Consider the following 24,577-nt stretch of genomic DNA (forward strand, 5'->3'; position numbering starts at 1 on the left):
CTTTATGTAAATCAAATTCATTCCAATTACAAAATTATAATAGCATTTCAATTGTAAGACTATCTCTGCATTTTATCTTTATATCGTCATGCTATTATCTTGATATAACTATGTTGTATGTAGTAGTGACGGAAATAGTGAAAGATTGCTAATTGGTTAATATATAAAATGAACTATTTCTTCCTAACAATAAAATAAATCGGGAGAAGATAAAAGATGCAAAGAACAATTTTAATCGTAGAAGATGAAGATATTTTACGTGAGATTATGAAGGATTATCTATTAAACGAAGGGTATAACGTCTTAGAGGCGATTGATGGGAAAGAAGCGTTATCTATATTTGAAGAGTATGAGGTGCATTTAATTATTTTAGATATTATGTTACCGGAATTAGATGGTTGGGCGGTATGTCGGCGAATTCGAAAGAAATCTAATGTACCTATTATTATGTTAACGGCTCGGGTAGATGAGGATGATACTTTACTCGGATTTGAACTAGGAGCAGATGATTATGTTACAAAGCCATATAGTCCTCCTATTTTATTAGCAAGAGCAAAACGATTAATGGAAAGCCGATATTCTTCCGCTGTTAAAGTATTAACTGCAGACACATTAACGAGTGGTGGTATCCATGTACATTTTCCTTCTCGTACAGTAACCATAGATGGGGAAGACATAAGTTTGACGCATACAGAATTTGAAATATTAACGTATTTTATGCAAAATCAAGGAATTGTAATTTCAAGAGAACAACTAATCAATAAAATTTGGGGTTATGAATTTGCCGGGGATGATCGCACTATTAATAGTCATATTCGTAATTTGCGTCATAAATTAGGACAAAAAGCAGCTTGTATTGTAACTGTTGTACGAGCTGGTTATAAATTTGAGGGACAAGTATGAAAAAAGGAATTGTATTAAAGTTATTTATTTTAACAACAGCATTATGCACACTTATTTTAGTAACTATTTTTATCGGACAAACTATATTTTTTAAACAATACTACGCAAATCGAAAAGTGAATGATATTAAAACAAATATTCAATCCTTTGAAAAAGCATATGTAAAAGCTGGAGATGATGCGAAAGCGATTCAAGAATTGGAACAAAATTTCTATCAAGAGAATGCGACATGGATTACAACGTTAGATCGTGTAGGAAATATAAAATATGCAAATGATTTTTCTGTAGAAATTCAATTAGACCCTAACGAAGATAAGAGATTCTCTGAACGTTCCATTCATATACCGTTGTATAGTTTTATCAATTTAGAAGATATACAAAGGATGAAATATAGTTTAGAACAAGGGAGTCATATTATTATCGACGGAGTACAGAAGGGGGATATAGTAGTCCCTGCGATGTTAACGATAAAAGAGAAGAATGTTGGGCTGGAGAACAAGCAACTGTCAGAAAGGTTGTATGGGCCAAAAGCCGCATCTTCAAAAGAAAGTTCACAATTATATTTAGCAGGAAGCATTCAGAATGTACAATTACCGGAGGGGACTGTAGGAACGAACTTTATATATGGAAATCGTGTGCTTATAGATAGAATAAAGCAATTTCAGGTGGATTTATTATTGGATCAAAAATTTAATGAGGTTACTTCTACAGAAATATTGGATTACGAAGAAAATGATATTAAATATAAACTTTTAATCAAGCCAACAATAGATGCAGAGGGTAAGACAAACTATATTTTTGCTATGACATCATTGCAACCAGTTGATGAAGCGGTGCAAATGATTAAGGATTATTATGTATATTTAATTATCTTTGTACTGATTTTAATTGTTTTGATATCGTTCTATTACTCAAAAAAAATCGCCAAACCACTATTACAAATAAATGATACTACAAAAAAAATTGCGGGTTTAGATTTCTCAGAGACGATACCTATTACGACAAAGGATGAAATAGGTGATTTATCACAAAATATTAATACTCTTTCTAAAGCTTTGCATTTGTATATTCATCAATTACAGCAAGATATAGAGAAAGAAAAGCAATTAGAAAATACACGTAAAGAATTTATCGCGGGTGTTTCACATGAGTTAAAAACACCTTTAAGTATTATGAAGAGCTGTATTTCAATTTTGGAGGATGGCGTTGCTAGTAATAAAAAGGATTATTACTTTAAAGCAATGTCAAAAGAAGTAGATAAAATGGATATGCTCATTATTGATATGCTGGAGTTAGCAAAATTCGAATCTGGTACGTATAAAATGGAGATGGATGTCTTCCATATTGATGAGATGATTGATTATATATGTGAGCAATTAACTTCGGATATAACAGCTAAGCAATTATATGTTCATAAACAATTTTCTAAAATTGAAGTTGTTGCAAACCCAAATCGCATAGAACAAGTTATAACGAACTTTATTACGAATGCGATTCGTTACACACCAGAACAGGAGAATATTATTATTTCTACAATAGAAGAGAATGAACGTGTAAAAGTATGTATAGAAAATAAAGGGGCTCATATCGTGCCAGAACATTTAGAAAAAATATGGGATCGTTTTTATCGAGGAGATACGTCTCGTCAACGTTCAAAAGGTGGAACAGGATTGGGCCTTGCTATTTCAAAGAATATATTGGAGCTGCATGACGCGGAGTATGGTGTTTCGAATACAGAAGATGGAGTATTATTTTATTTCTATTTAAATAAAAACGTGTAGAATTTCTGTTCTACACGTTTTTATCATTTTCAAACAAAATCGACATTATCTGCATTTTATCTTTATCAGTATTTATTACTATTTTCATTAGAAACGGAATGAAAAGCTGATAAGGAGATTGTTAAAATGAAAAAAAGAGCGATATTGCTTTTATTTATAATATTAATAATGGGCACAGGAGTTAGTTTCATACATGCTAAGGGGCATAAAAATATATCACAAGAGGATTTACGATTAAAAGGAAAAACTATTGTAATTGATCCGGGGCACGGTGGAGGAGATAGAGGGACGAAAGGAAAGAAATTTGGAACGATTGAAAAAGAACTCAATTTAAAAGTAGCACAAAATATAAAGAAAGAATTAGAAGAAAGAACGGATGCTAAAGTTATATTAACACGTGAAAAAGATACGAGTTTACTTCCAGAAACAAAGCAAAAGGAAGAGTTGCAAGCTCGTGTCAAAGTAGCGAAAGACCATGCGGCGGATCTTTATATTAGCGTCCATCATGATGCTTTTGAGGATACGAATGTACAGGGAATAACAACTCATTATGGATCTAATAAAAGGAAAGATAAAAAGTTAGCTAAGATCGTACAAGAAGCTATTTTTGATCAAAATATAGACAGCCGAGATCGAGGTGTTCATGGAAGTGATTTTCTTGTCTTACGAGAAAATCCTTCTCCGTCTATTTTAATTGAATTAGGATTTACATCTAATGCGAGTGATGAAAAAAGAATGAATTTAGAAGAATTCCAGGCGAAATCGCAACAAGGTATTGTGGATGGCATTATTAATTATTTTACGATGTAATAAAATAGGCAAATAGAAAAATACTATTCTTTCTAAATCTTAATTAGGAAGAGTAGTATTTTTTATTTTGGGTGTATATCCAGTTTTCAAATTAGAAACAAATGTTTTCTAAAGAGTGGATGCGATACGCTATTCTTTAACTGATTTCGACATTATCTGCATTTTATCTTTATCCATCTCTATTAATCTATTTATTGTAAACACCGGTTGAAACTAACGATTCAGTCGAATAAAGGCTCAGCCTTATAAATAATGAATATGAAAATTAATAGGGAAAGGATCGAAAAATAATGAAAGAATCGCAAAGTAAGAAAAAAACAAGTGTAGTAACGAAGGCAATCATATCTTTAGGAGTTGTTTTAGCGACGACCTTTTTCACATTCTTCATAATTGGAAATTGGAACTCTACCCCAGCGAAGGGAGTAGCTAATGAAAGTAGTAAACAAGTTAATACGCAACAAGAAGAAAAGAAAAAAGAAACACCACCAGCAAAACAGAAAAGACCTGATGGAAAACCGGTAGGAAAGGTTGTGTATTTAACATTCGATGACGGTCCTAGCGAATTAACTGGAAAATTTTTAGATGTACTAAAAGAGCAAAATGTTGCTTCGACATTTTTTATGCAAGGTAGCAATTTACAAAATACAGGTTTTCAGGAAAACGTAAAACGAGCAGTAAAAGAAGGACATTATATTGGTGCTCATAGTATGACACATAATAGTGATAAGCTATACAAAAAAGGACAATTTGTATCGGAGATGAAAGAAACGTTAGCTCTTATCCATAATATTACGGGTACAACGCCTAAACTAGTTCGTCCGCCATATGGATCTGCACCAGGATTAAAGGGTGAGGAAATTCGTAATCAAATTGTAGAACCAGCAATAAAAGTTTGGGATTGGACAATAGACTCAAATGATTGGAAATTAAAAGATAATCCAACTCAGATTATCGATAATGTAAAGAAACAGACAACAGAAGAAGTAGAAGTTGTTTTAATGCATGAAAAGGCGCAAACATTACAAGCTCTTCCTGAAATTATTAAATTTTATAAAGAGAAAGGGTATGAATTTGGGGTATATAATGATGAGGATCATTTTCGTCTAAACTTCCAAAAAGATCAACGTCTATAGTATAAACATAGTTATTTTAAAAGGTGTTTTTATTACTAAATCAATAATTAAGCCAAAAGTCGATTTCCTATACGATAAAGAAATCGGCTTTTTTTATAAAGTTGACTTTTTTATCAAAAGGGTTTATTCTACTTGTGCAAGTAACAACTTGCATTCGGGTTTGGATAAAGATTATGTGAAAGTTGGATGAAACGTGAATGAAATGACAAATACATCAGAACGTATTATTGAGGCTTTTTTAGAACTATTTCGCACTCATGGCTATAAGGGAACGACTACACGCTCGATTTCGGAATTAGCGGGCGTAAACGAAGTAACAATCTTTCGGAATTTCGGGAGCAAAAAGAATATTATGGAAAAAGCCGTCGAATCTTTATCGCATGATATGGAATTGAATAAATTAATGCCTGGAGAGATGACTTGGAATCTTGAAGATGACTTGCTATCTATTGCAGAAGGATATCTTGCATATATAGAAAAGTTAAAGGATTTAATTTTGATTAGTTTTCAGGAAGCTGAAATGTTCCCAGAGCTCAAAGAAAAAATTGCATTAATTCCTAAACAATTAAAAGATAATTTGGTTTCATATTTCATTGAGATGAGAGAAAAGGGAAAGCTTATTGAAACTGATATGGAAGCCCAGGCGATGAACTTTATTTGGATGAATTTCGGTTACTTTCTTTCTAACTCACGCTTCGGTGACAATTTATTTTCAAATTCAAAAGAGACTTTTCTAAAACATAGTGTCCAACTATTTTCTAGGGGGCTAACTCCCTAGGTCTTTTTTTACACCCGATGCAAGTAAGTACTTGCTATAATAAAACAACAAGGAGTACGACAATGAAAACTTTAAAAAATTTCTTTAAATTCCCCCCAACATTCATTGGAATTGCAACAGCATTTGCCTTTCTGTTAATTTTCTTTTGTGTGTGGATGACTGCATACGATGGTGTTACTGATCGGATAAACAAATTAAAAATTGGGTTAGTTAATGAAGATAATGAAATGGGAGCCAATATTGAAAAAAACTTGAAGGAAAATCTGCCCTTTAAAGTTAAAAGCTATAGCTCGGTAACGCACGCCCAAAAAGACATGGATAACAGGAACTTAGATATGGTTATTCAAATTCCTGCAAATTTCTCAAGCCTATTGAAAGAAAATAATACTACAGAGATTAACTATTTCATCAATCAAGCAAACTCATCTTTGGCAAAACAGATTATGGAAGGCGTGGCAAAGGATATTACGCAAACAGTTAATAAAAATGTATATGCGTATAAACAAAAGCTTATTTCATCTAACCTATCTAACGAACTCAGTAAAGTGATACCGTCAGAAGAATTGGCCCAAAAGTTATCAGAAAACATTACGAAAGCTGTAAGTTCATTAAACATTGATTCTGTGCAATCATCTGTCAAAAAAACAAACAATACAGATGGCTTTGCAGCAACCATGATTCCATTTTTAATTGTTCTTGCTTCATGGGTTGGAGCTATGCTTATGAGTTTAAATCTTAATATTGTTGCAACAATATTAAAAAACACTCACGGAAAATGGTCTATATTCTTATCAAGACAAGTTATTAATATTGTCGTATCTGTTATTTTAGCTATTATCACGTTATTATTAATGACCTTATTTAATGTTAAATTAAATACAAGTTTGTTTGAAACATGGATCTTCCAAACTCTTGTCTTTTTCTCTTTCTTAAGCGTAACACAAATGTTCATCGTTCTATTCGGTCCTGCTGGTATGGTATTTAATATCATATCACTGTCAATACAATTAGTTACTTTTGGAGTAATTGTCCCAAAAGCATTACTATCAAATTTTTATCAAACTGTAGGTTCTCTTTTCCCTGGAACTTATGTAGCCGATGGATATCAAACAATAATTTTTGGCGGGGGAAATCTATCACACGATATGAATATTCTTCTTTGCACTTCAATTATTACCATTCTTATAGCGATGGGGAGAATTATGCTGCAAAGAGATAGTAAAAGTGAATCAATCAAACAAACGGCCAACAGATAAAAAGCTTGTGGTACATGTATAGGCTTCTTTTTCTGGTAGCCCCCGTACCTATCAACTTAAAACATTTATAGCACCCCAGAACGAAAATCCCGTGTGTTTTTTCGTTTTGGGGTATTTGGTTTTTATAGTTTGATGGTGATGAGGGACCACCACATTGCTAAAAAAAGAATTAATCTAAGATTTTTTCTTTTTTAGCTAGATGTGTCCTTGAAATAAGTCTATACCGTTTATTAAAAACATTTACATACCTTCCCGCAAATATGTTAGAAAAATTTTTGTAGCATTTGAAAATGTTTGATGCTTCTTCCAAAGGATATTTAGTCCTGCCTCTAGTTTAGGAGAGAGGGGGCGGAAGCAAAGTGTACTTTCCTCAGACGTATTAATCAGCTTATCAATACATAATGCGTAGCCTATATTTTCTTTTACGAGTAAGGATGCGTTATAAAGTAAATTATATGTACTTATAACATTCAAGCTTTCAATTTCCTTTCCAAGCCACCCTGATAATTCATTACTTACAGCCGTTTGTCTTGATATGATAAGAGGTGTATTTAGTAAGTCTGTTGGATGGATATAAGCTTTTTCCGCTAAGGGACTGTCTTTTCGCATAAGTACGCCCCATACATCAGTAGCTGGCAACTTTAAGTAGTCATATTTTTGTTTATTTGCTGGCTCAATAACGATACCAAAATCTAATAAACCACTATCTAATTTTGTTGTAATGTCATCAGCGTTGCCGCTATATAAATGAAATTTAATGTTAGGGTGATGGGCAACAACTTTTTTTATAGTTTGTGCAATGAACTGCATTGCCTCTGTTTCTCCAGCTCCAATATGAATTTCTCCACTAATAATTTCAGATTGTTGGTTAAAATTAGCTTCTGTTTTTTCTACTAAATCCACAATTTCTTTTGCTCGATCTAATAAAAACATACCTTCGTCTGTTAAAGTGATTTTTCGATTTCCTCGTACAAACAAAGTAGTTCCAAGCTCTTCTTCCAGGTTGTTTAACTGTCTTGATAATGTAGGTTGAGATAAATGCAATGCATTTGCAGCAGCAGATATATTCTCTTGCGTTGCTACCGCAATGAAGTAGCGTAATACACGTATGTCCAAAAAACTCTTCTCCTTTGTATGCCTATTTGTTATAGGAATGTATTCAATATAGGTATTTGTTATCTCGATAATACCATTTTATAATCACATTACCAAAAGCATTGATGAGAAGTGAAAGAGGAGTTGAAGTGTTTTTTATGAAGAATTCAACAAGTGTATTAATTTTTATATTAGCAGTAGGGGTTTTCGGTATTCTTAATACTGAAATGGGATATATTGGCCTGCTTCCGGCATTATCAGATCATTTTGATGTAAGTGTTTCGAAGGCAAGTTTAATGGTTAGTTTGTTCGCGCTCGCCATTGCCATTGCGGCTCCAACTCTTCCTTTAGTTTTTTCGGGTGTAAATCGAAAAACGGTTATGTTGCTCGTACTAGCAATCTTTATTATCGGCAACGTTATTTCAATTTTTACAACGAATTTTACAGTTGCTTTAGTTGCACGAGTAATTCCGGCTTTCTTTCATCCAGTGTACGTATCGATGGCTTTATCAGTAGCAGCAACTTCAGTTAGTGCAAAAGAAGCTCCAAAAGCAGTTGCCAAAGTGTTTATTGGGGTTTCAGCTGGTATGGTTTTAGGTGTACCGATTGTCAACTTTTTAGCAAATGTATTTACACTTGAAATATCATTAACATTTTTTGCACTTGTTAATATTTTTGCGTTTATTATGACAATCGTATTTATTCCCTCTATGCCTGTTCAGGAAAAGCTTTCTTATGGTTCGCAGCTTAAGATTTTAACGAAAGGTATCACATGGCTATCCATACTTGCTGTAACTTTTTTAAATGGAGCGGTATTTGGAATTTATAGTTATCTAGCTGAATATTTAGATGTAGTTACGAAAATGTCGCCGTATATGATAAGTATCATGCTATTTGTTTATGGGTTAGCAAATATTATCGGGAATATTCTTGCAGGGGGATTACTGACAATAGCTCCTGTCCGTACGGTAATCATTTATCCCATTGCTCTAATGATATTATATCTTGCCTTTTTCTTTGTATCAGATCTTGCGATACCAACTGCAATTTTTATTGTAATTTGGGGTGTTCTTGGCGGGATTGGTGGTAATGTCAATCAATATTGGATGATGTCTTCAGCACCTAATTCACCAGATTTTGCTAATGGCTTATTTTTAACTTCTTGTAATTTAGGGACTACAATTGGTACTGGGGTCGCAGGGATAATTATTGCACAAATTGGAACGAAATATATTTTATTTGTAGGCATATTTGCATTAGTATTAGGGTTTATTTGTATTCTGCTTCGAAATATGTTGTATAAATCTACAAATGCCTAAGTGCTATTTTGCGTTACATTACTAAGGAAAAGCGCATTTGAGGTGTGTTAGGAAGAAAATGATTACGTTTTTATTTCTTTTCATTGTAATGCCGCTATTAATTGCTTGTGGTAGTGAAATATTTAATACGTAGCAATCTTATAACTATGAGAAAGTTCGTTTGTGATTACAAACAATTATTCTTATAATAATATAAATAATCTATTTTTTACAATCAGAAGGGATAGCTATGCAAGATAAATTAATCTTTGCATGTTTCATGCCTAAAAAAGTGGCGACTCAAAAACTTGAAAGAAAAGCAAGTAATCTAATATTGAGGTTACTTGTTTTTCTTTTTATCGAAACAATATAAAAGGGACTCTTAATTTTATAAGAGTCCCTTTTTGCAATCCCAATAAATTCTTCTCAATAATTGAAAATAAAATCAATCCAGATTATTATATTGTTATTGTAAATTTATTTTATTTAAGGAGGATACATAGATGAAAAACTCAAAAGGCTCTATTGAATCAGAGATAAGCAAAGCAATTACTCACTGGGAAAAGGACTACTTAGGACGCGGGTCTATATCCGTTAAGACAGATATATTACGGGATATGATTATCGTAAATTTACAAGGTATTTTAACGCCGGCTGAATATACTGTTTGCGAAACAAAAGACGGTATGCTAACGATAAAGAAAAATCGTTCGGAGCTAGTTGAATCTGGAATTGATGATCTGAAAGAGATTATACTAGAATTAACTGGGGAGAAAGTGAAAAGCTTTCATACGGATATAAGCTCTCGTACAGGCGAACGAGTAATGATTTTTAAATTGCTTCATAATCTTGAGGAGAAATTTTAAAAATACCTTATAGTTAGTGGAAGGATTAAGAAACCTACAAGTTTTGTACTTTATTAACAGGCTAATAATTAAAAACTTGAAGTTATTTAGGTATAATAAACCTTAATTCTAATAACTCTTAAAAAACGGATAAAGAAATTGACAAACTGCTTAATATGGTTTATCTTATAATTGTTTTAAAAAATTAATAGATGCTTATTTTAACTGTTTGCTATAATTAAGGCTTTAGCATTTTTTTAATATGTCATATTGACTAAATGAAAAAGTTTCTTAATGAAAAGATAGCGCATAACATAAATTGATATATTGATTGCATAATCTAGGAGATTAGAAATATATTTTTCTTTTTAACAGGAGTAATACCTACATTATCCTCTATAAAATGGGAGCTCTTCAAAAAACTTTATTGAAGTTAGTTGAAGTGAAACCGACAATCTCCATAATTCAATGATGATATAAATCATTGAATTATGGAAGTTGTCGGTTTTTTTTATGGAAAAAACGATGTACTAAAAAGAGTGAATAAAAATTGAAATTAAAAAAACTATCGTAATTAAAAGGAATTTTTATAGGTTATTTTCGTTTGGAAGGGAGTATTTTACATGTTAATTTCGCTAAGTTCATCAACACTGTTAACATTATTTTTTATCGCGCTTAGTGCTTCTTGGCTAAGTGGATTATTGTTTTTAAATGCAAGGATGCCTTTACGTTTTGTTCATATCCATATTGGTATCGCTGCTGTGCCTTCATTGGTTTCTTTGCTTGCACTTGTTAATAACAATGGAGATAGAGTTGTGGGGCCTTGGCGTCTAGATACTTTAGCTTGGTTAATGGCTTTCTTTGTTCTTACAATTGGTTTAATCATTCAGCGCTTTTCTGTACGTTACTTAATGGGGGATCGCTCATATCGAAAATACTTTGCACTTTTTACATTTACTACAGGTGTATCTTCTGTTGCATGGTTAAGTGATGATCTTCGCTTCATGATTATTTGTTGGGGCGCAACGCTTATAGGATTGGTTCTACTCATAGGGCTAAATAAAGGGTGGAAAGTAGTTAGCGAAGCAACAAAAATTTCTAGTTATTTATTTACAATAAGTTGGATCGCCTTGCTAGCAGCTATCATTTGGCTTTTTCAAGTCACTGGACAGTGGCAGTTAACATCAGTTTTAACGAATGAAAATGTAGCTCAATTTGGAATATTGGAGAAAACAGGAATTAACTTATTAATTATAGTAGCTGTGATGATTCCAGCAGCACAATGGCCTTTCCAAAGATGGTTAATTGAGTCAGCTGTTGCTCCAACTCCTGTTTCTGCTATTATGCATGCGGGTTTAGTAAATGCTGGCGGTATCATGTTAACTAGATTTTCACCTCTTTTTCATGATGATATTGCACAAATCATTTTACTAATTTTCTCTAGTATTTCCGTCTTAATAGGTACAGGAATTAGTTTAGTCCAAGTTGATTATAAGCGTCAGCTAGTAGGTTCAACTATTGCGCAAATGGGATTTATGCTTATTCAATGTGCATTAGGCGCCTATTTACCGGCTGTTATTCATTTAATTTTACATGGTTTGTTTAAAGCTACACTGTTTTTACAAGCTGGTTCTTCAGTAGAACGTTTTGGGGTAGTGAAGCAGTCTAATGAAAAGATGTCTAATTTATGGATTATAGTCGGGCGTGTTTTAGGATTATTTATAGCAATTACTTTCTGGTTTATGACTTCTGGAGAGGGGTATCAACTAGTTAGTGCGTTAATCTTAGGATGGTCACTATACTTTTCGTGGAAACAACTTGTTGTTTTTGGAGAGGGAAGAATGGGACGAATTGCTGGCTTAATTGTTTTGATTGGATTTTCTCTCATTTACTTTACCGTTCATAATTCTCTTTATAAATGGTTGCATACTGATATTTATCAAAGTGTTCAATCTTCAGCTCCAGCCGTTATCTTTGTTATATGTATTTTACTATTTAGTAGTGCTATTAGTACTTTCGTTACTCGTAATCAATCTTCTACTTTATTCGCTGTACTTTATCTTTGGTTAGTTCGAGTAGGTGAGGCGAGAAGGAAGTCAGTAGAAAGTCACCCAAGCTATCTTAAACATTATGTATCAAAGGGAGGTAATTCGTGATGAGCATACCGTCAATATTAAAGAAAGATACAAACATTGATATGCAAGAAAATACTATAAATGATTTAGTTGCATCTGCTAGCCGTGTTATTGCGCCACTTTGGCCTATCTCTACGTTTGCAGCTCATCACCCTTGGATGGGACTTGAAAAGCAATCATTTGAACAAGTCGCAAATTGGTTAAAAGAAGCTCGTAATGTGGATATTTATCCTAGTGCCTCCATGATTCATTCGGCAAAAGCGAAAGGTGAGATTGAGGAATCATTTTTACAAATGAGTTTGTCTCGTTGGCTGGATTCACAATCTTTTCATATGCCGCGAGAGAAAGCAGAGCGATTTTGCCAAGCAGCTTTAAAGTTAGAAAAATTACCTTCTAGTTTATTATCATCGCCAGAATTAAATAAATTGGCAGAAGAAATGATATATATAAATACAGCAAGTATGAAAGCCTCTGTTATGCAGCCAATAAGTTCGCTTATAGAAAATCGAAATAGTGAAAACCTATCTGATATTCTTAATTATCATATCATTAAATGGTGTAAATTATATCTTGATGACTCCGGATCAAGTTGGATGATGCCAAATCGAGAGAAAGGTTTTTATCGGGCATGGCAACACCTTATTAAATTTGATCCGGCGCTCAGTAAAAATGAGCGTAAAGTTTTAAAAGATTGGCCACAAGATGCCCAAGTAGCTTTAGCGAGAGCATTATCTGAACTAGGAATTTCTGAATCTAACATGCAAGCTTACCTTGAAGGGCACTTACTTTCTTTACCTGGGTGGGCAGGAATGATACGATGGCGCTCACAACAATCAATTCAGGAACAGGGGCTCTTAATAGAATATTTAGCAGTTCGAATTTCTATGGAGTTGGCTATTGCAAAACCTTATTTACCTTTAAAAAATCAAAAGGTTGAGAAAAAAGTTTCGATCGTCCCACTTATAGCTTCTTGGATCTATTGGGGGAATATTTCAATAGAGGAATGGCTACAAATGCCTGCAGCTGAACAAAGCGAATTATTAACATTTGCTTATCGTTTTGATGAAAATATTCGCAAGAAACTTTGGCTCGAAGCTTGGGAACAGACGCATACAGAGCAATTAAGGGAGAAGATTGCTTCTAAACAATGTGCAACTAATGATAAAAAGCGTGTATTAGCTCAATTAGCATTCTGTATTGATGTACGTTCAGAACCGTTTCGTCGCCACCTTGAAAAATTAGGTCCGTTTGAAACATTTGGAATAGCTGGTTTCTTTGGATTACCAATTGTAACTAGTGAACTAGGTAGTAATAACAACCATCCTTCTTTGCCAGTTATACTCAAACCGAAACATCAAATAAAAGAGCTCACAAATGAAAATGAACTTAAATCTTATGAGCAACGTAAGAGGATAGGTAGTTCGGTGCGTTATACATTTAAAACGATGAAACAGAACGTACTGACAAGTATGGCGCTACCTGAGTTAAGTGGTCCATTACTTGGTCTACAGATGGTGACAAGAAGCTTTGTCCCAAGAGGAGTTGGTGGTTTCATTCGTAACCTTCGTAAAACTATGTTACAAAAACCTGATACAACATTCTCGCTTAATCATGTTCATGACACAAAAGGTGAGATACCTATCGGTTTTACGAAAGAAGAAAAAGTGAACTATGTGCGTCAAGCTTTAAAAATGGTGGGACTGACAGAAAAATTTGCTCCTTTAGTTGTAATGTGTGGACACAGTAGTCAGAGTACGAACAATCCTTATGCTGCAGCACTTGAGTGTGGTGCTTGTGGCGGAGCAGCAGGGGGATTCAATGCAAGAGTTTTTGCTACTTTATGTAATCTTCCAGAAGTGAGAGAAGCGTTGTTTGCTGAAGGTATTGAAATTCCTGAGGATACCATTTTTGCAGCAGCTGAACATAAAACAACAGTGGACGAATTGGAATGGATTTACGTCCCAGAACTTTCGGAAACTGCGCAAGAAGCATTTGATTGTATCGAGTCGATTATGCCAAATGTGAGCCAGCATGCAAATAGAGAGCGTTTAACGCAATTACCAAATTTTAAAACGAAAATAAAAAATGCGAGTAAAGAGGCACATCGATTTGCAGAAGATTGGAGTGAAATACGTCCAGAATGGGGATTAGCTCGTAATGCATCTTTTATTATCGGGCAACGAAAATTAACTCAGGATTGTGACTTAGAAGGTAGGGCTTTCCTCCATAATTATGATTGGAAACAGGATGAAAGTGGCGATATATTAGCTAACATTATTGCAGGACCAGGAACAGTAGCTCAGTGGATAAATCTACAATATTACGCTTCAACTGTAGCTCCTCATTATTATGGTAGTGGAAACAAAACAACACAAACTGTAACGGCGGGTCTCGGTGTTATGCAGGGAAATGCAAGTGATTTGTTGCCAGGCTTACCTTGGCAATCCGTTATGCAGTCAGATAGTGAGACGTATCACTCACCACTTCGTTTACTAATTGTAATTCAAGCGCCTATTAAATATATAGAACGTTTGCTAAATAATGATTTCACATTTCGAGAAAAAGTTCAAAATGGATGGGTTAGACTTGCAAGTGTTGATCCAGAGGGACGCTGGATCAACTGGTAACAATCATGTAATGCATAATCAACTATTGTTACTAGCTTAAAAGTTTCATAAATACAATAATGAAGAAGGAGTGCTCCATATGAATTCAAAGAATAAAAAAGTTTTATTGTTAACAGACATTGAAAACGGAATAGAGCCTATTATCCAACAAGTAACTAACAGTCAACAAGAAAGCATGTTGACTATACACAGCTACGATTCTGTAATTGTACATCCTTATGGAGATATAATGAGATCTGTTATTATTGCTATTTATCAAGAAAACGTTGAAGAAATTTTTGTTGTCGGAATAGAGGATAAAGAAACTTCTTCAGTTAATCTACAAACTCAACATGATTTCATAAAAGATAATATAGAATTAGACTATCTCTTTAAAAATTGCATGCCTGAATTTTCAAGTGGTAGCCTGAATGCATGGCTAAGTGGACAAGAAAATGTTAGTGAAAATATTAAGAAGAGTATAGGTATGATTCGTCATCATCCGTTAGTACCTTCTGATATTAAAGTTCATGGTTTCATGATTGATAGAACAGGTGGAAAAGAAACGGTTGCAAAAGTTTCTGCTAATAAAGTAGTTGAATACATTAACTAATCTATTAGGGACAAATAAATTCTTAGGTATAAATTACTGTTATGTAATAAAATTTAATATGTTTTAAGAATCAGAAAGGATAGCCATGCAAAATAAAATTATCGTTATGTTTCAAAAAGATTTTCGCTTATATGATAACCCAGCTTTATTTGAAGCTGCCCAGTCCGGTGAGGTTGTTCCGGTATATGTACATGACGAAACTTTTTCAATGGGAAGTGCGTTAAAGTGGTGGTTACACCATGCAATAATAGATGTAAAGAAGCAACTTGAGACATTAGGCTCTACTTTAATAATTCGCAAAGGAAATACACAGGAAGAAATATTTTCTCTCATAGAACAGTTAGGTATAACGGCTGTATATTGGAATATTTGCTATGATCCGGACAGATTACAATCTAATCAAAAAATGAAAATGATGTTAGAAGGTAAAGGGATTATTTGTAAGGGATTTAATTCGCATTTATTATTAGAACCGTGGATTATTAAAAAGAAAGATAACACTGAATATAAGGTGTTTACGCCTTTTTACAATGCATTTCAAAAGCAGATAATACCTAAACCTATTAGTAAAGTGCAGAGTATAAAGGGAGGAAACTCTTTACCGGCAAGCTTATCTGTTTCAGAATTACACTTGTTGCCGACTATACCGTGGACATCTCATATGGAAGCAATATGGGATCCGACAGAAGAAGGGGCATATAAAACATTCAAGAAGTTTTTCTCTAGCAAATTAGTCTCTTATAGTGAAGGAAGAGATTTTCCAGATCAAAATGTCCATTCGATGTTGGCACCGTATCTTTCATTTGGTCAAATATCAGTAAAGCTAATGTTTCATTACTTAATAAATAAAAGTACCGAAAGTCAATGTAGTCTTTTTGAAAAACAAGTGAATAGCTTTATACGTCAATTAATTTGGCGAGAGTTTTCTTATTATTTACTATATCATTATCCATTTACAGTATATAAACCTCTTAATAAGAGCTTTGAATATTTTCCGTGGAATAAGGAAGAGGAGTTATTAACAGTATGGCAGAAAGGTGAAACTGGTTATCCGTTTATTGATGCGGGAATGCGGGAACTGTGGCAAACAGGTTTTATGCATAATCGAGCAAGAATGGCTGTAGCTTCTTTTCTTGTAAAGCATTTATTAATCCCATGGCAAGAAGGAGCAAAATGGTTTATGGATACACTATTAGATGCTGATATTGCAAATAATACAATGGGGTGGCAATGGGTTGCTGGAAGTGGAGCGGATGCATCACCATACTTTCGTATTTTTAACCCGATTACACAAGGAGAAAAGTTTGATAAAAATGGGGAGTATATAAGAAGATGGGTGCCAGAATTAAGAGATATACCGAATAAATATATACATAAGCCGTGGGAAGCACCTGAGCATATTTTACAAAAGGCCAATATACAGCTTGGTCATACATATCCTTTGCCAGTTGTTGATCATAAGGCAGCGCGGGAGAGAGCACTTTGTGCATATAAAAGTATGAAAGAGTTCGTATAAAATAGATTAAACAATATGTATTCAAAATTTAAATATTAGAATTTTATCCATTACAAGGACATACTAATCATATAAAGTTTCTATAATTTTCTAGTAAAAAGGAGAATGTTTATGAAAAAATCTAGTATTATAGTATTTTTACTAACATATGGTTTGTTTTATGTTTCTAGTATTTTATTTCCTATTGATCGTATGTGGTACGATGCGCTAGAAAAGCCGTCTTGGACGCCTTCTGGCATGACAATCGGAATGATTTGGGCTGTATTATATGGACTTATTGCATTATCCGTTGTAATTATTTACAACAAATATGGATGTAAGCCAAAAATATTTTGGTTTGTATTCCTTTTAAATTATATGTGCAATCAAGCGTTCAGCTACTTTCAATTCAGTCAAAAAAATTTGTTTTTAGCAACAATAGATTGTTTACTAGTCACTATTACTACGTTACTTCTCATAGCGGTTTCTTCCAATTTATCTAAAGTATCGACATGGTTGCTAATTCCATATTTTTTATGGGCTGCATTTGCTACATATTTATCTTGGACAATTTATAGTATAAATTAAAGACGTAAATAAAAACTTGAGCATAATAAAAATGCTCGAGTTTTTATGTTTATCCCGCATTAACGGGCAGTAAGACCTCCACCTCAAAATTCAGTGAAAGCAACGAAGTTAGGTGGGGGGGCGGGCTGCCCGTAAAAGCCCCGATTGGTGAGGGCTGATAATCAGTGGGGGGATGAATAAAACCCTCACTGATTAAAGTTTCACTTTATTAATGATAATCTAAAGTATAGAATATACACATCTTAGGGAGGTCATATATGTGAAGAAATGGATAAAAATTGTTCTGTACTCTGTATTAGGTATTTTAATTATCGGAAGTATTACTTTTTTGACTTGGTCTCAGTTTACTTATAAACCAACGAAAGAGGCTTTGTCTCTAGTAGATAATAAAAAAGATGAAGAGAATATAGTTTTTGGAGAGAAAGATGCTAAAATAGGAGTTATTTTTTATCAAGGAGCTAAAGTAGAAGCTGAAGCTTATAGTTATTTAGGAGAAGCTCTTGCAAAAGATGGGCATTTTGTAGTAATGCCTAAGTTACCATTAAATTTAGCGATACTTGGAATCAATGCAGTAGACAGTGTAATGGAACAGTATCCTGAAGTTCAAAAATGGTATGTTGCAGGGCATTCAATGGGCGGAGCTATGATTTCTAAATATGCTTTTCAGCATGAAGAAAAGGTAGACGGAATCATTTTCTTAGGTTCTTATCCCGCAGATGATTTCTCTACCAAATCGATTCCAATGTTATCTATTTATGGAGAAGTAGATGCTTTAGCAACTGTAGAAAAAATAGAGAACAATAAAAAGTTAATGTCAAAGAATACAACTATGCACATGATAAAAGGGGGGAATCATGCTAATTTCGGCATGTATGGCGAGCAAAAAGGTGATAATGCTAGCTTAATTACGTCAAAAGCACAACAAGATGAAACAGTGAAAGTAATGGAAGAATGGTTGTTAAAACAATGGTAGACGGGAGAGGTAATAAAGAGCCAACTCATACGAATGGGCTCTTTTATTTAACTTCTATCTCCAATTTCCCTCTTAGTTTCTCCGGAATATCCTTTTCAAAAATAGCCTCGTACGAGTAAACATACCTACCTTTCACATGAATTTTCAAGTAAGTTTTTCTTATAAAATCATTAGGAGTATTCGTTCCTACTGTATACTCTTCTTCATTGCCAGATTCATCAATGCCTTTTAACGAGTACATAGCTCTACCGTTCGTATGATAATCGGGAACACCATACCCTTTCGCAACGGCATATACATGTTTTTCTTCAGCAAGTGGATTAAATCGGTCCAAATCCCCGCGTAATATGAACGGTAGTAAGTATATAAGGAGGCCTATTCCTAATATGTAAAGTAAAAATTTCTTCATGATTGTTTCTCCTTTTGTTAATTTACTTATTTTTAAGTATAGGAAAAAATTCTTATGAATATAGAGGGAAATTCCTTAATATTTTCTTAATAAAGTTTAACCGTGTGAAAAAAGACTAATTTGAGCATTAAGCTTACGGAATGAATAACCAAATAACCTGTTTGCTTTATTTTTTGATGGTAGGTTATTTGGTTTTTTATTTTCTTTTGATTTAATTACCGAAAAAAGTATCTTGTTCTCCTTTTGTAACTTTTTCTAAATAGAATTTTTCTATAAAATAAAGGGCTTGCCTTCCAAACAAATCGTTATTTGTAACACTGCTATCAAAGGAAAGTGCTCGTGACATCTCGCTAATATTGAAAAACAGTAATAACCTATTGTATTAAATTTTTTGAAAATTTAGGTTTAACATCTTTAAAATAGGTGTATTACATATTACATAACAACTAAATAAAAAAATAAAAAATCTAAAGGAGGAAAAATACCATGCATAAGAATGAAAGAAAACCGGTGGTTCATGAATATGAAAATGAGCAGGAAGTAGTTATGAAAGTAAAAGAGCTAGAATTGCAAGGGATTCGCCAAGACGATATCTATGTCTTAGCACATGAAAAACATCTAACAAAAAAGATTGCGGATGATACAAACACAAATATGATTGGAGTAAAAGAACAAGGATTGGGAACAAGTATTATCAACTTTTTCTCCAAAAAAGGGGACGAACTTCGAAATCAAATGGAGGAAGTGGGGTTGTCGAAGGAGGAAGCTAACTTATATGAAGAAAAACTAGATCAAGGGAGAATTTTACTCCTAGTAACAGCTGAAACACCAACGGCGAGTGATAGGCAGACGCAAAACTATCATTCTCTCTAATAGATTGCAACATCTGATAAATAGGTAAGGTAATTATTTTAGGTTGTAGCATTGAAAAAAATAAAAGTAGAGAAGGATGAGGAAAATGAAACATACGATATTTAAATATGCTGTGATTGGGATTACGACCGGAGTCATGGTCTCCCTATTAAAAAAAGAAAACCGGAAAGCTATACAAACAACAGGAAAAAGCGTAAAAGACAAACTACAAGAAGGAAACATAAAGGAAACATTAGAGAAGGTAACTGAGACAAGTAAACAATTCTCTGTAACTGCAGCTAATGTTGCAAAACAAACATTGCCACAACTGCTTACAGCCACACCAGTTGTCATTTCTACCATTAAAGATTTAACAGAAAACGAAAATAACAAAAAGAAAAAAGATGAAAAGGATTACGAAATAAATCAAAGTAGTAAGGATATAGACGGAGAAAAAACGAAAAATGAAAAGAAATATATGAAAGAAGGGAAAGAAGAGAGTGCTTAGATTTAATTCTAAAAAGAGAAAGTGAGGAAAAAAGTATGAAATCTCTGTATGCAATTGATGTAGGAATTGGCTTTACCAAGCGGGCATATCGACAGGATATAGATTCTGAGATGACGATTAAGAGTGAAGCTTCCACACTAGCCCCTGTACCTAATCATGCTGAAAGTGAAGATTTAACAAAGGTAAGTTTTATAGACTTAGACTTTGCATACTACATGGGAAATGAAGCACATCAATCTGACGCATCATTTCTTCCTCCATTTGACGAAGAAATAGAAAATTATTATGAAAGCGAACGGTTTAAACAACAAATATTTGGTTGCATTGCAAAGGATTATAAAGAAAATGTCGTGTTACCTTTAGTTGTTACCGGGCTTCCCGTTACTTGTTTTGGTAGTCAGCATGAGCAATTACAACGTGCACTAAAAAAAGAAACTTCCGTGCAAATTGATGGGAAATTTATTAATATTACGGTGGAAAATGTTTTGATTCTTCAGCAACCGGTCGCTTTACATGCCTATTTCTTAAAAGAGGGAATCATTCAGGAACGAGATCGTATCTTAATTATTGATGGTGGATTTCGTACATTAGAAATGACAGATATGAAACAGAATCTCATTTTAAATCATTATGAGACAGAACTAGGATGTAGCAAGCCTTTGAAAAATATTAAGAATATCATGCAGAATCATGCGGGTGAAAGTAATCACTTGCATATTAACGACATGCCAAAAATATTAGAAAAAGGATATGGAGGTCGAGAAGAAAATCCTCAGACAAAACAGGTTGATACTTTGATGCAAAAAGAGTTGGATGTACACTTCCAAGACGTCATGCGTGTATTACAAGAACAATTTAAGTTAGAACAGTACGATACTATTATTTGGACAGGAGGAATAGTAGATCTCCACAAAAAACGAATTGAAAAAATGCAAGGTGAAAATTCTTCTTTCCGTATGGTAAACGCTTCGAAAGAGGCTGCACTTCATGGATACTATATTATTGGAAGTCAAGTATTTGAGGACATCACCAATCAATCTGCATATGAATCTAAATTATAATAACGACCGAAATGGAGTTCGTTGAATGGACGTGCCAAATTATGTTGCTTCTTTTCCACATATAATAAATTCTTTATAAGAAAAGATAAAAAGTGCTTGTATAGAGGAAATGTTTAAAATTGAGAATAAAAATAACTAATATATAGGGGGTCTTCCTTTTAAAAGAATAAGACCTCCTATGCCATTTATTTTGTAATTTAGATGATTTAAAAACTTTTCCTCCAAGACATGAATACCTACATACAAATTTCATATTACGGATATGATTCGATCGAACATAAAACTATTCAGAAAGGAAGAATAATATGGAATGCATAAAAATGCCGAAATGGAGTTGGTATCATGTGAAAACTAGTGAGCTTGAAAAACTTTCTTCTATAATCCCTCGTGATGTAACATCTCATTTCTCTCAATTTGTAAAGAAAATAAGTTCTCCCTGTGAAAATGGATTATATGTTTATACGTTATCACCAAGTCAAACTTGTGTATATGGTTCGTTTTTATATGATCAAGATAAAAAGGACGCCAAAATTCAAAACTTTCTTCATTATTTCGTAGCTCATGGAATACTGATAACGGTCCAAGAAAAAGAGGAAGAGGATTTTCAAAAATTAATACATAATTCCTCTTTTAGTGTAAAAAATTGTAATAGTTCCGCTGAAGGATTATGTGCTATCTTATCAATGTTTATATCTCACTACTTGCGAAAGGTTGACTATTTCGAAAACAATTTCAGAAATGTATTATGGGATTTTTATCATCATAATAACATAGCGGTTTTAGAAAGAATTTATCATATTCGTCATGAATTATTTATGAACACACATGTGTTTCGCTTAATACAAGAAGTGTTACAAGGCCTGAAAGAAGCTTGGTTAGAAAACCTAACAAACACCCTTTGTTATAAACAAACACACGTAAAATTAGAGCGTGGATTACAACTTGTTAAAGAGTACCAAGAAGAATTAGACACGATGATTCATTTACAAGAAGTTGTTTCTTCTCATCGTGGGAATGAAATTATGAAAGCTCTTACTGTATTAACTGCTGTAAGTACGCCTTTGACGGCCTTAGGAGCATTGTGGGGGATGAATTTTAAATATATGCCTGAACTAGAATGGAAATATAGCTATTTAATCGCTCTCTTATTTATTATTTTCACAACAGTGGGTATGTATTTATATATGCGAGTGAAGGGATGGACAGGTGATTTATTACGAGTAAAGAAAAAGAAATCTTTTTTTAAATCCAATTAATCCTTTTTATAAAAAATATGATAGATATTAACCTAGATATATGGTTAGGAATATTTATTAATTGAGGTAGTATCATATCCCCATCAAGTTAAAGTTTTGATGTTCACGCAATGATAAAAATGGTGAATATTTATATGAAAGATTAGAGCTCTTCTTCTTGTAGGAGGGCTCTAATCTTTGTTTAAAAACTATATCATACACATGGGCAGAATCATTATCTGAAATTTGTCCCGATTCAATTTAGAATACGCCAAAAGAGAACTTGCGTTAGAAAACAAGCTCTCTTTAAAAGAAATAACGTAATTGAGATACTTATATAGTAACAATTGTTTTCTTCTAATTCCATATGTCTTATGTTGAGAAATAAATTATAAGTGGCTTGATAAAGCTAAAATGAATGATTGACATAATATTTTGACGATAATATAATGAATCTCGAATTCAAGATAACTTGTAAAGGATTGGTAATTGTGAGGGTGATTAACGATGAGAGCCTATCTTTAAAGTTATTTGTTATATTATCAAGGGAATTACGGTCAATCACTAAATGTATTGAAAAGGATATAAAAATTTATGGACTTAATCCAACAGAATTTGCAGTGCTTAAGCTACTATACAGTAAAGGCGATCAGCCTATACAAAAACTTGAAGACAAAACATTACTTGCAAGTAGTAGTATCACGTATGTAGTGAATAGGTTGGAAAAGAAGAGGTGAAAACCATGTCCTAAAGACTGCCGTGTCATGTGTGCGTCAATTACTTCAGAAGGTATTGAATCGATGATATTATTTTTCCTCAGCATAAAGAGGAGATTCGGCAAATATTTGGTAGTTTGGACTATATTGAGAAAAAATGATAATGAAACAGTTGAAAAAGTTAGGATATTACGCACAGAAATTGTAAGTTTGTAGAGGCTATTTCTGTTTAGTAATATCCTAATTACATATAAATTAAATAAATAGGAGGAAAAATTAATAAGTGGTAGTAAATGTATTATAATACAAAATGAATAAAGCATATTATTTAAATCAGTACAGTAGGGAATAAAGTTGTTATATTAACGTGTACATATCGTCCTTTTCATTATAAATCTTTCATAAAGCGGAGAGTGGGTATCAAGAATGGAATTACGTCATTTAGAGTATTTTATTCAAGTTTGTAATAATAATAGTTTTACTAAAGCTGCGGAAGTTCTAGGTATTTCACAGCCGACTTTAAGCCAACAAATCCGTGTGTTAGAAGGTGAACTTGATACACCCTTGTTTCATCGAGTTGGAAGAGGTATCAAAATGACAGAAGCGGGTAAGTTGCTATTTGATAAAGGAAAATTTATCATGCAACAATTTGATGAGGTTTATAATGAAATTTTTGAATTAAAGGGGGTAAAAAGAGGGGTAATTACTATAGGAGGTTTATTAGAGGATCTCACTTATTTAACACCTTATATTATGAAGTTTCAACAACATTATCCTAACATCGTAGTAAAAATTATAGAATCTGAAGTTGCTGTAAATCAAATCGTTGATAAAAATATTGATATAGGCATCACGCGTAGTGCTCAAATTCCAGACACATTAACAAGCACCCTTTTGTATAGCGAAGAGCTTGTCCTTGCCATTCCAAAAAATCATCCTTTGAATGAAACATCATTTGTTTCTTTTCGAGAATTAGTAGGACTGAGTAGAATAATGGTTTCATGTAGTTGTCGTGAATCTATTAAAATATATTGTGAGAGTTTAGGGTTATCTTTATCTGAAGCAAATATAGAAACAAAATCTTCTATTTCTCTATTGAGCCTTGTATACAATGGACATGGGGTTGCCATAATACCTCTTTCACTGGTTAACTTCGTTAATAATGATACTTTGAGCATAGTTCGTATTATTGACCCAACACCAAGTCAAGATATTAATCTTATTCACTTTGATGATAAATTTTTAAGTTTTGCAGCACGTATCTTTATGCAGAAGTTAAATGAACCTAAAAAAGTATTAGTATAATAGAAATAATAATGATTATAGTGTGGGAATTAAAAATGATACATAATTCTTAGGATAAGACCTAAATTACAGTTAAAGGGCAAGTAGATTTATATGTGTGGTGTAGTCGCTTCAAAAGGGAATACCATGGAATTTTACTTAAGGGGAGAAGGCTGTTAAAAACAAGTCAAGTTAATCAATTA

At 33.2% G+C, this 24,577-nt stretch carries 22 protein-coding genes and 1 pseudogene; 20 read left to right on the forward strand and 3 right to left on the reverse strand.

Going from position 1 to position 24,577, the window contains the following annotated elements; all coding sequences use genetic code 11:
* Window positions 1-216: 216 nt before the first annotated feature.
* The 6 genes from JDS81_RS06905 (at window position 217) to JDS81_RS06930 (ending at window position 6,661) form a co-directional block, all read left to right on the forward strand.
* On the forward strand, window positions 217-903 hold the full coding sequence (locus JDS81_RS06905) for a response regulator transcription factor (protein ID WP_097954378.1): 687 nt from the start codon (window positions 217-219) through the stop codon (window positions 901-903).
* Complete coding sequence (locus tag JDS81_RS06910; RefSeq protein WP_097954377.1) at window positions 900-2,684, forward strand: sensor histidine kinase; 1,785 nt, start codon at window positions 900-902, stop codon at window positions 2,682-2,684. Before JDS81_RS06905 ends, JDS81_RS06910 begins: the two co-directional genes overlap by 4 nt.
* A 126-nt stretch (window positions 2,685-2,810) precedes the next feature.
* A complete protein-coding gene (locus JDS81_RS06915) occupies window positions 2,811-3,494 on the forward strand; it encodes an N-acetylmuramoyl-L-alanine amidase family protein (RefSeq protein WP_097954376.1) in 684 nt (227 codons plus the stop codon).
* Window positions 3,495-3,784: 290 nt separating this feature from the next.
* Entirely contained in the window at window positions 3,785-4,627 is an 843-nt protein-coding gene (locus JDS81_RS06920; protein ID WP_097954375.1) for a polysaccharide deacetylase family protein, read from the forward strand.
* A 193-nt stretch (window positions 4,628-4,820) separates the two neighbouring features.
* Window positions 4,821-5,405, forward strand: coding sequence for a TetR/AcrR family transcriptional regulator (locus JDS81_RS06925; protein ID WP_001004643.1), 585 nt, complete (start codon window positions 4,821-4,823; stop codon window positions 5,403-5,405).
* Between the two features lie 62 nt (window positions 5,406-5,467).
* Complete coding sequence (locus JDS81_RS06930; RefSeq protein ID WP_097954374.1) at window positions 5,468-6,661, forward strand: YhgE/Pip domain-containing protein; 1,194 nt, start codon at window positions 5,468-5,470, stop codon at window positions 6,659-6,661.
* A 240-nt stretch (window positions 6,662-6,901) separates the two neighbouring features.
* On the opposite strand, the gene JDS81_RS06935 is transcribed toward JDS81_RS06930, so the two are convergent.
* Window positions 6,902-7,777: a LysR family transcriptional regulator gene (locus tag JDS81_RS06935; protein WP_000354973.1), complete on the reverse strand. Its 876-nt coding sequence runs from the start codon at window positions 7,775-7,777 to the stop codon at window positions 6,902-6,904.
* Between the two features lie 104 nt (window positions 7,778-7,881).
* On the opposite strand from JDS81_RS06935, the gene JDS81_RS06940 reads away from it, so the two are divergent.
* From JDS81_RS06940 to JDS81_RS06975, 8 genes are all read left to right on the forward strand, one after another.
* Complete coding sequence (locus JDS81_RS06940) at window positions 7,882-9,075, forward strand: MFS transporter (protein ID WP_199688500.1); 1,194 nt, start codon at window positions 7,882-7,884, stop codon at window positions 9,073-9,075.
* Between the two features lie 482 nt (window positions 9,076-9,557).
* Complete coding sequence (locus JDS81_RS06945; protein WP_000798159.1) at window positions 9,558-9,920, forward strand: Na-translocating system protein MpsC family protein; 363 nt, start codon at window positions 9,558-9,560, stop codon at window positions 9,918-9,920.
* Window positions 9,921-10,522: 602 nt separating this feature from the next.
* Complete coding sequence (locus tag JDS81_RS06950; RefSeq protein WP_097954372.1) at window positions 10,523-12,055, forward strand: NADH dehydrogenase subunit 5; 1,533 nt, start codon at window positions 10,523-10,525, stop codon at window positions 12,053-12,055.
* Window positions 12,055-14,661 carry a DUF2309 domain-containing protein gene (locus JDS81_RS06955; RefSeq protein ID WP_097954371.1) on the forward strand — a complete coding sequence of 869 codons (2,607 nt, stop codon included), beginning with the start codon at window positions 12,055-12,057 and terminating at the stop codon, window positions 14,659-14,661. Before JDS81_RS06950 ends, JDS81_RS06955 begins: the two co-directional genes overlap by 1 nt.
* Before the next feature lie 79 nt (window positions 14,662-14,740).
* Window positions 14,741-15,253, forward strand: coding sequence for a carbonic anhydrase (locus JDS81_RS06960; protein ID WP_001086254.1), 513 nt, complete (start codon window positions 14,741-14,743; stop codon window positions 15,251-15,253).
* An 85-nt stretch (window positions 15,254-15,338) separates the two neighbouring features.
* Window positions 15,339-16,769 carry a cryptochrome/photolyase family protein gene (locus JDS81_RS06965; protein WP_097954370.1) on the forward strand — a complete coding sequence of 477 codons (1,431 nt, stop codon included), beginning with the start codon at window positions 15,339-15,341 and terminating at the stop codon, window positions 16,767-16,769.
* Between the two features lie 111 nt (window positions 16,770-16,880).
* Window positions 16,881-17,336 carry a TspO/MBR family protein gene (locus JDS81_RS06970; protein WP_097954369.1) on the forward strand — a complete coding sequence of 152 codons (456 nt, stop codon included), beginning with the start codon at window positions 16,881-16,883 and terminating at the stop codon, window positions 17,334-17,336.
* Window positions 17,337-17,595: 259 nt separating this feature from the next.
* On the forward strand, window positions 17,596-18,309 hold the full coding sequence (locus JDS81_RS06975) for an alpha/beta hydrolase (protein ID WP_097954368.1): 714 nt from the start codon (window positions 17,596-17,598) through the stop codon (window positions 18,307-18,309).
* A gap of 43 nt (window positions 18,310-18,352) precedes the next feature.
* On the opposite strand, the gene JDS81_RS06980 is transcribed toward JDS81_RS06975, so the two are convergent.
* Window positions 18,353-18,718 (reverse strand): YxeA family protein, encoded by a 366-nt coding sequence (locus JDS81_RS06980; protein WP_097954367.1) that lies wholly within the window; start codon window positions 18,716-18,718, stop codon window positions 18,353-18,355.
* A gap of 211 nt (window positions 18,719-18,929) precedes the next feature.
* Window positions 18,930-19,085: an acyl dehydratase gene (locus JDS81_RS30300; RefSeq protein ID WP_242481337.1), complete on the reverse strand. Its 156-nt coding sequence runs from the start codon at window positions 19,083-19,085 to the stop codon at window positions 18,930-18,932.
* Window positions 19,086-19,204: 119 nt separating this feature from the next.
* Here JDS81_RS30300 and JDS81_RS06985 point away from each other — a divergent pair, with 119 nt between their 5' ends.
* The 6 genes and pseudogenes from JDS81_RS06985 to JDS81_RS07010 all read left to right on the forward strand — a co-directional run bounded on the left by JDS81_RS06985 (window position 19,205) and on the right by JDS81_RS07010 (window position 24,395).
* Entirely contained in the window at window positions 19,205-19,591 is a 387-nt protein-coding gene (locus tag JDS81_RS06985) for a YflT domain-containing protein (RefSeq protein ID WP_000549432.1), read from the forward strand.
* A gap of 85 nt (window positions 19,592-19,676) precedes the next feature.
* Entirely contained in the window at window positions 19,677-20,078 is a 402-nt protein-coding gene (locus JDS81_RS06990; RefSeq protein ID WP_097954365.1) for a peptidase U61, read from the forward strand.
* A 35-nt stretch (window positions 20,079-20,113) separates the two neighbouring features.
* Window positions 20,114-21,139, forward strand: a complete 1,026-nt coding sequence (locus tag JDS81_RS06995) for a ParM/StbA family protein (RefSeq protein ID WP_097954364.1) — start codon at window positions 20,114-20,116, stop codon at window positions 21,137-21,139.
* Window positions 21,140-21,444: 305 nt separating this feature from the next.
* On the forward strand, window positions 21,445-22,395 hold the full coding sequence (locus JDS81_RS07000) for a magnesium transporter CorA family protein (RefSeq protein ID WP_097954363.1): 951 nt from the start codon (window positions 21,445-21,447) through the stop codon (window positions 22,393-22,395).
* Window positions 22,396-22,865: 470 nt separating this feature from the next.
* A pseudogene (locus JDS81_RS30920) lies at window positions 22,866-23,298 on the forward strand (MarR family winged helix-turn-helix transcriptional regulator).
* Between the two features lie 218 nt (window positions 23,299-23,516).
* Entirely contained in the window at window positions 23,517-24,395 is an 879-nt protein-coding gene (locus tag JDS81_RS07010) for a LysR family transcriptional regulator (protein ID WP_097954361.1), read from the forward strand.
* Window positions 24,396-24,577 lie beyond the last annotated feature (182 nt).

Source organism: Bacillus cereus group sp. N31, assembly GCF_016483245.1.
GTDB classification, from domain to species: domain Bacteria; phylum Bacillota; class Bacilli; order Bacillales; family Bacillaceae_G; genus Bacillus_A; species Bacillus_A toyonensis.

Bases quoted from the DNA above. Each gene is read 5' to 3' on its own strand.
- JDS81_RS06905 (WP_097954378.1), top strand. From the start codon at position 217: ATGCAAAGAACAATTTTAATCGTAGAAGATGAAGATATTTTACGTGAG.
- JDS81_RS06910 (WP_097954377.1), top strand. From the start codon at position 900: ATGAAAAAAGGAATTGTATTAAAGTTATTTATTTTAACAACAGCATTA.
- JDS81_RS06915 (WP_097954376.1), top strand. From the start codon at position 2,811: ATGAAAAAAAGAGCGATATTGCTTTTATTTATAATATTAATAATGGGC.
- JDS81_RS06920 (WP_097954375.1), top strand. From the start codon at position 3,785: ATGAAAGAATCGCAAAGTAAGAAAAAAACAAGTGTAGTAACGAAGGCA.
- JDS81_RS06930 (WP_097954374.1), top strand. From the start codon at position 5,468: ATGAAAACTTTAAAAAATTTCTTTAAATTCCCCCCAACATTCATTGGA.
- JDS81_RS06940 (WP_199688500.1), top strand. From the start codon at position 7,882: ATGAGAAGTGAAAGAGGAGTTGAAGTGTTTTTTATGAAGAATTCAACA.
- JDS81_RS06945 (WP_000798159.1), top strand. From the start codon at position 9,558: ATGAAAAACTCAAAAGGCTCTATTGAATCAGAGATAAGCAAAGCAATT.
- JDS81_RS06950 (WP_097954372.1), top strand. From the start codon at position 10,523: ATGTTAATTTCGCTAAGTTCATCAACACTGTTAACATTATTTTTTATC.
- JDS81_RS06955 (WP_097954371.1), top strand. From the start codon at position 12,055: ATGAGCATACCGTCAATATTAAAGAAAGATACAAACATTGATATGCAA.
- JDS81_RS06960 (WP_001086254.1), top strand. From the start codon at position 14,741: ATGAATTCAAAGAATAAAAAAGTTTTATTGTTAACAGACATTGAAAAC.
- JDS81_RS06965 (WP_097954370.1), top strand. From the start codon at position 15,339: ATGCAAAATAAAATTATCGTTATGTTTCAAAAAGATTTTCGCTTATAT.
- JDS81_RS06970 (WP_097954369.1), top strand. From the start codon at position 16,881: ATGAAAAAATCTAGTATTATAGTATTTTTACTAACATATGGTTTGTTT.
- JDS81_RS06980 (WP_097954367.1), bottom strand. From the start codon at position 18,718: ATGAAGAAATTTTTACTTTACATATTAGGAATAGGCCTCCTTATATAC.
- JDS81_RS06985 (WP_000549432.1), top strand. From the start codon at position 19,205: ATGCATAAGAATGAAAGAAAACCGGTGGTTCATGAATATGAAAATGAG.
- JDS81_RS06990 (WP_097954365.1), top strand. From the start codon at position 19,677: ATGAAACATACGATATTTAAATATGCTGTGATTGGGATTACGACCGGA.
- JDS81_RS06995 (WP_097954364.1), top strand. From the start codon at position 20,114: ATGAAATCTCTGTATGCAATTGATGTAGGAATTGGCTTTACCAAGCGG.
- JDS81_RS07000 (WP_097954363.1), top strand. From the start codon at position 21,445: ATGGAATGCATAAAAATGCCGAAATGGAGTTGGTATCATGTGAAAACT.
- JDS81_RS07010 (WP_097954361.1), top strand. From the start codon at position 23,517: ATGGAATTACGTCATTTAGAGTATTTTATTCAAGTTTGTAATAATAAT.